The following is a 12,939-nucleotide window of genomic DNA, read 5'->3' on the forward strand; positions in this document are numbered from 1 at the left end:
AATACTGGGGGAAAAAACCATGTTAATTCAAGCCTTGTTAATAGGGATATGGGCAGGTATTGCAGGGATTGATCTGTATAATGGATTAACTCATATTCATCGGCCTATTTTTACAGGTTTAGTGGTTGGTTTAATTTTAGGAGATTGGCAAACAGGTTTAATGGCAGGGGCAACGCTCGAATTAGTTTGGGCTGGAATGGTACCGCTCGCAGGCGCACAGCCACCGAATGTAGTTATTGGTGGGATTATTGGAACGGCTTTTGCGATTTTAGCACATCAAGAAGCTAGTATTGCTGTTGGGGTCGCCGTACCTTTTGCAGTTGCCGTACAAGGTTTAATCACTTTGCTTTTTACTGCTTATTCACCAATCATGCACAAAATGGATCAGTTGGCAGTAGAGGGGAATACGAAGGGGATCGATCGACTCAATTACTTGGGTCCAATTATCTTATTTGTTTTTTATTTCATTATTTCCTTTTTACCAATTTATTTTGGGGCAGATCAAGCAGAGGCAGTAGTTAACGCATTACCGAAATGGTTGATTAATGGGTTAAGTGTTGCTGGAGGAATTATGCCAGCTGTTGGTTTCGCAATGTTATTAAAAATAATGTGGAAAGTTTCTTACGCTCCATTTTTTGCAATCGGGTTTATTATTGCAGCGTATTTAAAACTACCAATTCTAGCAATTGCCGTTATTGGAATAGCAATTGCAGCATATGACTTCTTTATTGCAAGTGGAAAATCAGATGACTCTGATAAAGGGAGCTCAGCACCTATAAAAGAAGACTTGGAGGAGGATTATAGCAATGGCATCTAAACAAGAAATTAATCGAGAGTTACTAATCCAAAATGAATATCATGATCCTACCGTCGAAAAAGTCTTAACGAAGAAAGATCTCAATAAAATGGCATGGCGTTCATTATTTCTACAAGCTTCCTTTAACTATGAACGGATGCAAGGTGGAGGCTGGACATATAGCTTAATTCCTGGCCTTAAAAAGATACATAAAAATAAGGATGATCTAAAGTCTTCTCTATTGGACCATTTGCAATTTTTTAATACTCATCCATTTTTAGTGACTTTTGTTCAAGGGGTCATTTTAGCGATGGAAGAAAATAAGGAACGCCGTGACACAATTCGCGGAATTAAGATCGCCATGATGGGTCCACTAGGAGGAATCGGGGATGCGTTATTCTGGTTAACATTGCTTCCAATTACCGCTGGTATTGGTGCTTCCTTAGCCGCAGATGGCAATCTACTAGGACCATTATTGTTTATCATTGCCTTTAATATTGTTCACTTCGGTCTTGTATTTGGTTTAATGCATTATGGATACAATACGGGAACGAAAGCAATTGTGAAATTGAAAGAAAGCACGAAGAAAATTTCACGTGCCGCATCAATCGTCGGATTGACGGTAATAGGGGCCTTGGTGGCAACCTATATTAATTTCAAATTAGGTGTCACCATCCATGCCGGAGATATTAAAGTAGCCTTGCAGGACGGCGTATTAGATAAAATTATGCCTCAATTATTACCTTTACTTTACACCTTCTTCTGTTATTGGATGTTGAAAAAAGGAAAATCACCGTTAACTTTAATCGCTGTAACCGTCGTTATTGGTCTAGTAGGAAGCTTTTTCAAACTATTCTAATTGGACTTATAAAAGGAAAAGATGATAGGTCTTTTCCTTTTTACAAGGTGAGATGTCACTGTTGCTAAAACGGGTAGATGAATATCCCCGAGATGTGGAAAGCGTGGGTTTAGGGTAACTAAGGAGGGGTGGAACCCGAAATAGAGGAAAGCGCCGATTCAGGGTAACTAAAGCGAGCGAAAGGTTCCTTAAAAAGAGGAAACCAGGTGTGTAGGGTAACTAAAGCGAGTGAAAGGTTCCTTAAAAAGAGGAAACCAGGTGTGTAGGGTAACCAAAGCGAGTGAAAGGTTCCTTAAAAAGAGGAAACCAGGTGTGTAGGGTAACCAAAGCGAGCCAAAGGTTCCTTAAAAAGAGGAAACCAGGTGTATAGGGTAACCAAAGCGAGTGAAAGGTTCCTTAAAAAGAGGAAACCAGGTGTGTAGGGTAACTAAAGTGAGCGAAAGGTTCCTTAAAAAGAGGAAATCAGGTGTGTAGGGTAACTAAAGTGAGCGAAAGGTTCCTTAAAAAGAGGAAACCAGGTGTGTAAGGTAACCAAAGCGAGCGAAAGGTTCCTTAAAAAGAGGAAACCAGGTGTGTAGGGTAACCAAAGCGAGTGAAAGGTTCCTTAAAAAGAGGAAAACGAGTGATCAGGGTAACGAAAGAGGAAGAAAGGTGCCCGAAAAAGAGGAAAACAAGTGATTAGGGTAATTAAAGGGAGGGAATGGTACCCAAAATAGAGGGAAACGAGTGTTTAGGGTAACCAAAGCGAGCGCATAATTCCCTAGTACGAGAAAAAACAATAAAGCGGTAATCAAATCATAAAGAAGAATGCTTTTTTAGTTTCTATAGAATGAAAGAAGGCATAAAAATGAAAAGCTATATTCATGCAGATCAATTCTTTTTTAAGGATTCTGTTGAAGGCGAAGGCTATTTAGAGATTATTGATGGAAGGTTTGGAAGCTATCAAAAAATACCACCAAATGATCCATCTCAAATCATAGATTATAAAGGAAAATGGATTGCACCAGGTTTAGTAGATACACATATTCATGGATTACTAAACCATGATGTCATGGACAATGATTTTGCAGGTATTAATGCGATATCTGAAGGGCTTTTAGCTTGTGGAGTTACTTCTTTTTTACCTACAACGTTGACCGCTCCAATTGAGCTCATTAACCAAGTTGTTGAAACAATTGGACAACATTATCAAAAGGTGACAGGTGCAAAAATTCAAGGGATCTATTTAGAAGGCCCTTTTTTTACAGAAGAACATAAAGGGGCACAAAATCCTAACTATTTCTCTGATCCTGATATACAGGTTTTTGAAAAGTGGCAACAGCTATCTGGAGGATTTATTAAAAAAATTGCTTTAGCTCCTGAAAGAGAAGGAGTGGCCGAATTTGTTAAGAAAGTGGCGGAACAAGGAGTGGTTGTTGCCTTAGGTCATAGTAGCGCTACCTATGAACAGGTGAAAGCGATTGTAGAAAACGGCGCTTCTGTCTTTGTTCATACCTATAACGGAATGAGTCCTTTGAAGTCTCGGGAGCTTGGAATGGTTGGAGCGGCCATGACTTTGGAAAAAGTATTTGCTGAATTAATTTGTGATGGCCATCATGTCCATCCTTTAGCGGCAAAAATACTAATGGATGTTCGGGGCCGTGATCGTGTAGCGATGATTACCGATTGTATGCGTGCCGGAGCGATGGCAGATGGAAACTATACATTAGGAGAATTCCCTGTAATTGTGAAAAACGGTACAGCAACATTAGAGAGTGGTAGCCTAGCAGGAAGTATTTTGAAACTGAATGAGGCGATTCGTAATGTGGTGGAATGGGGAATTGCTACACCAGAGGAAGCGATAAAAATGGCTTCGTTAGTTCCGGCGGTCAGCTGCAATATAGATGATCAATGTGGCTCGATACTTCCAGGTAGGGAAGCAGATTTTATCGTTTTAAATAAAAATATGGAACTAGAAGCTACCTATATAAATGGTGTATGCAAATACCAAATATAAAAGACAAAAAGGAGTCATGCAATGATAGTCAGTGTGACGATGAACCCGTCTGTAGATATTTCATATAAATTAGATGATTTTAAGTTAAATGATGTTAACCGTGTTTCAAATGTCATGAAAACAGCCGGTGGCAAAGGGTTGAATGTTGCGAGGGTCATTCATTTATTGCATTCCCCTGTAATCGCTACAGGAATGTTAGGTGGAACGATTGGTTCATTCATTGAAAATCAATTAGATCAGGATGGGATCGATCATCATTTTTTAAAAACAGATCAAGAATCTAGAAACTGTATAGCGATCCTTCACGAGGGGAATCAAACGGAAATTTTAGAAGCGGGACCACAATTTTCTCGTAATGAAGGTGATGATTTTCTAAACCATTATCAACAATTGTTAGAGAAGGCAGAGGTTGTAACAATTTCAGGCAGTTTGCCAAAAGGGTTAGATGCATCCATTTATTGCGAAATGATTCGATTAGCAGAGACGAAACAAATTCCTGTCATTCTCGATTGTTCTGGTGGGGTATTGAAGGACGTATTGCAATTTCAAGAAGCCAGGCCATTTGCAATTAAGCCTAATATCGATGAGTTGAATCAATTATTAGATACAAAGATAACGGGTGAAGATCAACTGAAAAAGGCCCTCGAACATCCGTTATTTGCGAGGATCCAATGGCTTGTCGTTTCAATGGGAGCACAAGGAGCTTTCGTAAAGCACAATCAAGAACATTTTTTAGTAAAGATACCTAAGATCAATGTGGTAAATCCTGTCGGCTCTGGGGATTCTGTGGTTGCTGGCATGGCGGTATCTATTTTACAAAAGAAATCTCGCGAGGAGTTAATGAAAACAGCGATGACAGCAGGGGTTTTAAATACGATGGAATCACAAACAGGCTACGTCAATAGTGAAAAATTTGAGCAAATTTTTAATGAGATTGAAATATGTAAAGTAGATTAAAACCATCAGAGAGGGAGAAACAAAGATGTTAAAATTAACGAAAAATAAAATGGCAGCGATGAAACGATTATCTGATGAAAATGGAATTATCGGCGCATTGGCGATTGATCAACGTGGATCATTAAAGAAGATGATAAATAATGCCAGCACAAATGAGATTGGGGATCAAGGGATTATCGAATTTAAAAAGGTCGTTAGTCGTGAGTTAACGAAATACTCTTCTTCGATTCTATTAGATCCAGAATACGGATTGCCTGCTGCAAAGGCAAGAGATGAACAAGCTGGTTTGCTGCTAGCCTATGAGAAAACAGGCTATGATGCAACAAAACCTGGACGTTTGCCAGATCTATTAGATGAATGGTCAGTTAAAAGATTGAAAGAAGAAGGCGCAGATGCGATTAAATTTCTACTATATTATGATGTAGATGAAGCTAAAGAGATTAATGATTTGAAACACGCATTTGTTGAACGCCTAGGCTCAGAATGTGTAGCGGAAGATATCCCCTTTTTCCTAGAACTTGTTTCATATGATGCGAATATTGAGGATGTTAAAGGTCATGACTATGCGAAAATAAAACCACATAAAGTCAATGATATGATGAAAGAGTTCTCTAAGGAAAGATATCAAGTAGATGTATTGAAGGTAGAAGTACCTGTTAATATGAATTTTGTCGAAGGCTTTACAGAAGGCGAATTCATTTATACGAGGGAACAAGCTGCTCAGTATTTTAAAGAGCAAAGTGAAGCGACACATTTACCATATATTTATTTAAGTGCCGGTGTTAGTGCACAATTATTCCGTGAAACACTAGAATTTGCAGCCCAAGCAGGAGCGGATTTTAACGGAGTCCTATGTGGCCGTGCAACATGGAAAAATGGTGTCGAACCTTTTGCAGAACAAGGTGAAGATGCAGGTGTTGAATGGATGCAGAATGAAGGGAAAAATAATATTACAGAATTAAATTCTGTGTTGAAAAGAACAGCGAAATCTTGGATGGAGAAAGTGGAAGAAGAATAGTAGAAGTATCTATTTACTAGATCAATATGTGTGGAAAAGTAGGTTAATTCATCATGTTTGCGGGCCTTAGTTTCCTATTTTTAAATCTGATGTTTTTCATAAATAGCGTACTTATTATCTATTAAATTCTCTGTTATACAGTTGTTGTGTACCCATTTTTATCATAAGTAACTTAATGCATGCCGAACACATTTGGCATTGAAAAAACTCAATTGAATAGATTAGATTGAAAAAATCAGAGAGCATTATTTACTCTCTGATTTTTTTATATCCCATACGTTCCCCCTTCTACTACCACACGAGCTAAAGCAACATGAATTATTTACCGAGTTTGGTACATATCCCAATTCAAAATGAAAAACAATAACCTGAAAAAATAGTAAATAGAATCATATGATTTTACAAATCGAAATTAAATATATACATTTACACAACAAAGTATATACATTATAATGAAAGCGATAACATGTATAGGGGTGTGAGGATGAAAACGGAAAGTGTAGTTCATGAATATAAAAATTATATGGGGCTTGGGGTTAAGCCATCTGATTTTGATAAATTTTGGGAGCATGCATTAGATGAGTTGAATAAGTTACCTATGAATTTTGAACTAGAAAAAGTACATATCCCATCTAATATTGCTAATTTCTATAATTTATATTTTATGGGTGTAGGTGGAGCTAGAATTAGATGTCAATATATTTGCCCAAAGCAAATGAATGGAAAAATCCCGGGAATGTTGATGTTCCATGGATATCATTGTGATAGCGGTGATTTTACTGACAAGCTATCATGGGTCGCGGAAGGATTTGCTGTTCTAGCAATGGACTGTAGGGGACAAGGTGGTTTATCAGAGGATCAAACAATAGTAAAAGGAACGACACTAAAGGGGTTCATAATAAGGGGCGTAGAATCAGGACCTGAAAGTCTTTATTACAGATCCGTATTTCTTGATACTGTACAGGCAGCAAGAATTTTGATGGCCATGGAGGAAGTAGATGAAGAATCGATTGTTGTGCAAGGAGCATCACAAGGAGGTGCATTAGCCTTAGTTTGTGCAGCTTTAGAACCGAGGGTAAAAAAAGTATTCGCACAATATCCATTCCTCAGTGATTATCGGAAAACATTCGAATTTGATATTACTTCATCCGCTTACGAGGAGTTGCATTACTGGTTTCGTTTCCGTGATCCGATGCATGAAAAGGAAAAAGAGTTTTTTCATACGTTAGAATACATAGATATTCAGCATTTGGCTTCAAGAATCAAAGCCAAAGTTATTTGGGCAATGGGATTGGAAGATGGTATCTGTTATCCTGCTACTCAATTTGCTGTTTATAATAAAATTCATTCTCCAAAAGAATTGATTATTTTTCCTGAGTACGGACATGAATACCTACCTAAATTAGGTGATAAAGTAAGGGGGTTCTTTCTTGACTAAAAAAATTTTAATTAATAAAGATACGCTTGAATTCCACTTGACGAACGGAAAAATTAGCTATTTATTTCGTGTAATGGAAAAAAGCAATCAATTAGAACATTTATATTTTGGAAAAAAGATTAATCATCGAGATAATTTCCAATATCTACTTGAACGTGAAGTTCGCCCGTCTAATAATCTTTTCGAAGGAGATCACACCTCTTCGTTCGAACATATTAAGCAGGAATATCCTGCATTTGGAACAACTGATTTTCGTTATCCAGCGCATCAGATTCGATATCCCCAAGGTGATCGAATATCGGATTTTCAATATGATCATTTTAAAGTTTTTAAAGGAAAGCCACTATTAGAAGGATTACCTGCAACATATGTTGAGGATCCAGATGAAGCGGAAACATTAGAAATTGTTTTAAAGGACAGCTATTCGGAAATGGCTCTTCATCTTTTCTATACGATCTTTGCAGAATATGATGCGATAGCAAGAAGTGCCAAGTTTATTAACCATGGTAAAGAGGACTATTACCTAAAATCAGTGATGAGTGCTAATATCGATTTTCCTGATAAAAATTTTGAATTCATTCATCTTAACGGGGCATGGGCACGTGAAAATCAACTAGAAAGGAAGCCAGTCATTACAGGGGTCCAATCGATAGGGAGTACGAGGGGAGCAAGTAGTCATGCTCATAATCCTTTTTTTGCTTTAGTTCGTCCCGATACAACAGAGCATCAAGGGGAAGTGTATGGCTTCAGTTTAATTTATAGTGGGAATTTTCTTGCACAGGTTGAAGTAGATACCTACCAAGTGACAAGAGCAATGATTGGAGTTAATCCGTTTGATTTTTCCTGGCAATTGAAGCCGAATGAGGAATTTCAAACCCCTGAAGCAATGATCGTTTATTCAGACTCAGGTTTAAATGGAATGAGTCAAACCTTCCATGAACTATACCGGACAAGACTTGCAAGAGGACAATGGCGCGACAGGGAAAGACCAATTTTAATTAATAATTGGGAAGCTACATATTTCGATTTTAATGAAGAGAAGATACTTAATATAGCTAAGAATGCGGCGGATTTAGGAATTGAACTTTTTGTTCTTGATGATGGATGGTTTGGAGAACGTCATGATGATACCTCTTCACTAGGGGATTGGTTCGTTAATAAGGATAAATTACCTGAAGGAATCAATGGATTATCTAAGAAAATTCATGAGTTAGGATTGAAGTTTGGACTTTGGTTTGAACCTGAAATGATATGTAAAGATACAAAATTGTACAAAGAGCATCCCGATTGGATCATTCATGTTCCCGGAAAAAGGTTTTCTCATGGAAGGAACCAATTTGTCTTAGATTTTTCTAGAAATGAAGTAGTCGAATATATTTTTAAACTAATGGATGATATTTTAGTTGATAGCGAGATTGATTACATTAAATGGGATATGAATCGCTATATTTCCGAGGCTTTTTCTAATGATTTGTTACCAGAGCAGCAAGGTGAGATATATCATCGTTATATTTTAGGGGTATATCGATTATATGAAAAATTAATAGAAAAATATCCTCATATTTTATTTGAATCTTGCGCCGGTGGTGGAGGTCGATTGGATCCGGGAATGTTATATTATGCTCCACAAGCATGGGCTAGTGATGATACAGATGCAGTGGAAAGATTGAAAATACAATATGGTTCATCAATGGTGTATCCATTATCAAGTATCGGAAGTCATGTATCAGCTATTCCAAATCATCAAGTAGGAAGAGTAACTAGTTTGGAAATGAGAACTAATGTTGCCTACTTTGGAACATTTGGCTATGAATTAGATCTATCGGTATTATCGAATGAAGAAAAGGAACAAATAAAACAGGATATTGAATTTTATAAAATGCATCGGAAGCTTTTTCAGCAAGGGACATTTATTCGCATAAGTAGCCCATTTACCAATAATGAAACAGCATGGATGGTAGTGTCCAAAGATCAATCAGAGGCGATTATTGGACATTATGAAGTGTTAGCTAAACCGAATCGACCTTATGAACGTTTAAGACTAAAAGGATTAGCGGACGATAAGCTTTACCAAATAAATGACACGGATATTGCAAGATATGGGGATGATCTAATGCAAATTGGATTAATATTTGGTGAAAACTTTATTGGTAAAGCGAATGAATATTGGGCGAAAGAAAAAGTCAAGGATTACAATAGTAAACTATTTTATTTAAAGGAAATTAAATGCTAGACCGCTTAGGACATACATAAAAAAGGAGATGGACAACAATGAAACGTTTTCCGCAAAATTTTTGGTGGGGTGCTGCAACATCAGGACCTCAAAGTGAAGGAAGATTTAATAAAAAGCACGCTAATGTTTTTGATTATTGGTATGAGGTTGAACCAGAGGAGTTTTATGGTCAAATAGGACCCGATACAGCATCCAACTTTTATAATAGCTATGTAGATGATATTCAATTAATGAAGGAAATTGGGTTGAATTCTGTCAGGACTTCTATCCAATGGACACGATTAATCGATGATTTTGAATCAGCTACTGTCAATGAAGATGGTGTCGACTATTATAATAAAGTTATTAATGAATTCATTAAGCAAGGAATTACGCCTGTTATGGCCTTACATCATTTTGATTTACCTGTTGAACTTTATCACAAATATGGTGGTTGGGAGTCCAAACATGTAGTTGAGTTATTTGCCAAATTTGCCGGAAAATGCTTTGAACTATTTGGTGATCGTGTAAAGCATTGGTTTACATTTAATGAACCAATGGTCATCGTTGATGGTCAATATCTTTATCAATTCCATTATCCAAATGTTATTGATGGGAAAAAAGCGGTTCAAGTAGCCTATAATCTTAATTTGGCTTCGGCGAAAGCGATTAAGGTCTTTAAGGAATTAGGAATGCATAGGAAGGATGCACAGATAGGCATTATTTTAAATCTTACACCATCCTATCCGGCTAGTCAGAGTGAAGAAGATGTTAAGGCAGGACGGATTGCTGATTTATGGCGCAATGAAATGTTTTTGAAAACTGCAATATACGGTGAGTTTCCTGAGGATTTGGTAGAATTATTAACAGAGGATAAAGTCATTTGGGAATCTACCGACGAAGAGTTGAATATTCTTAAGAATAATACGATTGATGTGTTGGGGGTGAATTTCTATCACCCATCAAGGGTAAAAGCCCCCGATATTTCACCTAATAGTACGGCTGACTGGACTCCGGATCGCTATTATGATCAATACGAAATGCCAGGAAGAAGAATGAATATTGATAAAGGCTGGGAAATCTATCCACAGGCCTTATACGATATTGCTATTAATATTCGTGATAATTATAAAAATATTAAATGGTTTGTTTCCGAAAACGGGATGGGTGTTTCGAAAGAGGAGCGCTTTTTAAACGATTCGGGTGTCATTGAGGATGATTACCGCATTGATTTTATTAAAGAACATTTAGAATGGCTCCATAAAGGGATTGAAGAGGGCTCTAATTGCTTTGGCTATCATTTATGGACACCGATTGATTGTTGGTCTTGGAAAAATGCTTATCGAAATCGATATGGTTTTATTTCAAATAATATTCATACTCAAGTTAAGACGATTAAGAAATCCGGTTATTGGATCAAAGAAGTAAGTAAAAATAATGGATTCTTATGAGCAATATGACATAGTACCTGCCACGAAACGTTGTTGCATAAATAATATAAAAAGTGACAGGCACTGAATGGAGGATGAGCATGGCGCTGTTAGTACTTGATATTGGGGGAACGTCGGTCAAATACGCGATATGGGAAAATGAAGGTCTTTTAGAAAAAGCGGAAATGGTGACACCGTCAACTTGGGATGAGATGAAGCGACAATTTAGAAATTTGAAGGTCGGTTTCACTGAACGTTATGAAATAGAAGGTGTCGCAATTAGCTCTCCTGGTGCTGTAAATCAGGAGAAAGGTATCATTGAGGGTTCAAGTGCTGTCCCGTATATTCACTATTTTCCTATTTTCCAAGAATGGTCAAAGGTTTTTGAATGTCCAATAGCAGTAGAAAATGATGCCAATTGCGCCGCCTTAGCTGAAGTATGGAATGGTGCGGGAAAAGGGCTGCAAACAGTTTTATTTGTTGTTGTCGGTTCGGGAATTGGTGGTGCTGTCATTGTTGACGGGAAAATATGGCGTGGAAAACATCTTTTTGGTGGCGAATTTGGTTACATGCTTCTAACTGATAACGGTACGTTTAGCGAATTAGGGACAGCAGTCCATATGGCTAAACGTGTAGCAAAAAGAAAGAATCTTCATGAGAGTCAATTAAGCGGAAAGCAAGTGTTTGAACTGGCGGAACAAGGGGACCCTATCGCGCAAGTAGAAGTTGAAGCTTTTTATCATTACTTGGCCTTAGGGATATATAATTTACAATACAGCTTTGATCCAGAAAAGATTATTATTGGTGGTGGGGTATCGAGTAAGGAAGATTTAATCCCACAGCTTAATATCAAGCTTGAAGAGATTGTGAAAAAGGTCGGCATCGCACCATTTATTCCTGAAATTACCCTGTGCAAATATAAAAATGATGCCAATTTAATAGGAGCAGTCCGACACTATCAAATGAGCTATCAAACATAAATATTTAAACGATAAAAAACTACCTGCTATATACTCAGGTAGTTTTTTGTCTCTTATATTCATTTGGTAAGCGTTTAATTAATTCAAAACACATTCTTGAATTATGATAAAACCCTTTCCAGGAATCAGCAATATGTTCTGGGGTCATATATTTATCACTCAAAATTGAAGAAATAGGCTTACCTTCTTCATCGATGCGTGAATACCATTCACCACCAGGACGGGGATCATGAACAAATTGTTTGATATATTTCCACACATTTTTAGAATGGGTAAGGTATTTTTCCTCGTTTGTTAACTGATAAGCATTATAAAAGCCAATCACCGCTTCAGCCTGTGCCCACCATACTCTTGTTGGATGGACTATACCATTTATGCGCGCATCTAATAATGAGCCATCGTTAGCGATGCCCTCATTCGCTACTTTTCTTGCAATCTGTTTATTCATTTCCAAAATATCTAGTCGTTTTAGTTTTGTAATCTCTAATGTTTCTGTTAGCAACCAACTTGTTTCAATATCATGCCCGAAGGAAAAGGTATCCTTTAATGTCGTCCAATTTCGGTCAAAGGCTACATGGCAATAATGCTTTTCCTTGTCATAAATTTTTGTATAAAACACATCAAGTAGAAACTCAATTTTCTTTAAAAGAAAAGAATCTGGCCAAATTTCGTAGAGATTTGTATAGGCCTCTAAAAGATGAAGATGGCTATTAGTAGTAAAAATAGTACCCCTTCCTTCATTCAATAGTTCGTTATCCTTTAATCTCCAATCAATGGTGAATTCTTCATAGTAGCCATCATCTTCATGGGAAAAACACTTTTCTTCAATCATATGAAAAATAGAGATAGCTATTTTAAGAGCTTCATGATTATTTGATGCTTTTACATATTCACTTAATCCATATAATGCAAAGCTTTGAGCATAAATATGTTTGGATGAATTAAGGGGTGCACCCGTGTAATCTACTAACCAATAAATTCCTCCGTTTGCCATATCCCATAGTTTTGTTTTAAGAAAATGGTAGGCATGTTCGGCTGCTTGTAAATATGGTTTTTCCTTCATTAATAAGTAGGCTCTCGAAAAGGACCATAAATGTCTTGCACTAATCACTCCGCCTTTGGGACTTTCAGGCTGAATGTTTAATTGGATATCAACAGTCCCGTAAAATCCCCCATTATCATGATCGAGTAATTTCATCCAAAAAGGTAATATTCTTTCATCTAGTTCTCTAAGAAAATCTCGTTTATTCACT

Annotated in this window: 10 protein-coding genes; 9 read left to right on the plus strand and 1 reads right to left on the minus strand. The window is 37.1% G+C overall.

All coding sequences use genetic code 11. From position 1 onward, the window contains the following. Positions 1 to 19 precede the first annotated feature (19 nt). The 9 genes from agaW to NST63_RS05365 all read left to right on the plus strand — a co-directional run bounded on the left by agaW (position 20) and on the right by NST63_RS05365 (position 11,686). Entirely contained in the window at positions 20 to 817 is a 798-nt protein-coding gene (agaW, locus tag NST63_RS05325; protein WP_071975165.1) for a PTS N-acetylgalactosamine transporter subunit IIC, read from the plus strand. Beyond that, entirely contained in the window at positions 807 to 1,655 is an 849-nt protein-coding gene (locus NST63_RS05330; RefSeq protein ID WP_212944745.1) for a PTS system mannose/fructose/sorbose family transporter subunit IID, read from the plus strand. The genes agaW and NST63_RS05330 overlap by 11 nt, the downstream gene beginning before the upstream one ends. Before the next feature lie 847 nt (positions 1,656 to 2,502). Next, positions 2,503 to 3,651, plus strand: a complete 1,149-nt coding sequence (gene nagA / locus NST63_RS05335) for an N-acetylglucosamine-6-phosphate deacetylase (RefSeq protein ID WP_341041495.1) — start codon at positions 2,503 to 2,505, stop codon at positions 3,649 to 3,651. A gap of 21 nt (positions 3,652 to 3,672) precedes the next feature. After that, positions 3,673 to 4,608: a tagatose-6-phosphate kinase gene (gene lacC / locus NST63_RS05340; protein WP_341041496.1), complete on the plus strand. Its 936-nt coding sequence runs from the start codon at positions 3,673 to 3,675 to the stop codon at positions 4,606 to 4,608. Positions 4,609 to 4,633: 25 nt separating this feature from the next. Next, complete coding sequence (lacD, locus tag NST63_RS05345; protein WP_212944743.1) at positions 4,634 to 5,626, plus strand: tagatose-bisphosphate aldolase; 993 nt, start codon at positions 4,634 to 4,636, stop codon at positions 5,624 to 5,626. A 484-nt stretch (positions 5,627 to 6,110) separates the two neighbouring features. Further along, positions 6,111 to 7,064, plus strand: a complete 954-nt coding sequence (locus NST63_RS05350) for an acetylxylan esterase (protein WP_341041497.1) — start codon at positions 6,111 to 6,113, stop codon at positions 7,062 to 7,064. Beyond that, positions 7,057 to 9,297 (plus strand): alpha-galactosidase, encoded by a 2,241-nt coding sequence (locus NST63_RS05355; protein WP_341041498.1) that lies wholly within the window; start codon positions 7,057 to 7,059, stop codon positions 9,295 to 9,297. Before NST63_RS05350 ends, NST63_RS05355 begins: the two co-directional genes overlap by 8 nt. Before the next feature lie 38 nt (positions 9,298 to 9,335). After that, positions 9,336 to 10,727 carry a glycoside hydrolase family 1 protein gene (locus NST63_RS05360; protein WP_212944741.1) on the plus strand — a complete coding sequence of 464 codons (1,392 nt, stop codon included), beginning with the start codon at positions 9,336 to 9,338 and terminating at the stop codon, positions 10,725 to 10,727. 80 nt (positions 10,728 to 10,807) lie between these two features. Continuing rightward, positions 10,808 to 11,686, plus strand: coding sequence for an ROK family protein (locus NST63_RS05365; RefSeq protein ID WP_341041499.1), 879 nt, complete (start codon positions 10,808 to 10,810; stop codon positions 11,684 to 11,686). A gap of 34 nt (positions 11,687 to 11,720) precedes the next feature. On the opposite strand, the gene NST63_RS05370 is transcribed toward NST63_RS05365, so the two are convergent. After that, on the minus strand, positions 11,721 to 12,938 hold the full coding sequence (locus tag NST63_RS05370) for an AGE family epimerase/isomerase (RefSeq protein WP_341041500.1): 1,218 nt from the start codon (positions 12,936 to 12,938) through the stop codon (positions 11,721 to 11,723). Position 12,939: the final 1 nt, after the last annotated feature.

It is taken from the genome of Heyndrickxia sp. FSL W8-0496 (assembly GCF_038007825.1).
Taxonomy (GTDB): domain Bacteria; phylum Bacillota; class Bacilli; order Bacillales; family Bacillaceae_C; genus Heyndrickxia; species Heyndrickxia oleronia.

Coding starts and splice junctions, on each gene's coding strand:
- agaW (WP_071975165.1), top strand. CDS start 20: ATGTTAATTCAAGCCTTGTTAATAGGGATATGGGCAGGTATTGCAGGG.
- NST63_RS05330 (WP_212944745.1), top strand. CDS start 807: ATGGCATCTAAACAAGAAATTAATCGAGAGTTACTAATCCAAAATGAA.
- nagA (WP_341041495.1), top strand. CDS start 2,503: ATGAAAAGCTATATTCATGCAGATCAATTCTTTTTTAAGGATTCTGTT.
- lacC (WP_341041496.1), top strand. CDS start 3,673: ATGATAGTCAGTGTGACGATGAACCCGTCTGTAGATATTTCATATAAA.
- lacD (WP_212944743.1), top strand. CDS start 4,634: ATGTTAAAATTAACGAAAAATAAAATGGCAGCGATGAAACGATTATCT.
- NST63_RS05350 (WP_341041497.1), top strand. CDS start 6,111: ATGAAAACGGAAAGTGTAGTTCATGAATATAAAAATTATATGGGGCTT.
- NST63_RS05360 (WP_212944741.1), top strand. CDS start 9,336: ATGAAACGTTTTCCGCAAAATTTTTGGTGGGGTGCTGCAACATCAGGA.
- NST63_RS05365 (WP_341041499.1), top strand. CDS start 10,808: ATGGCGCTGTTAGTACTTGATATTGGGGGAACGTCGGTCAAATACGCG.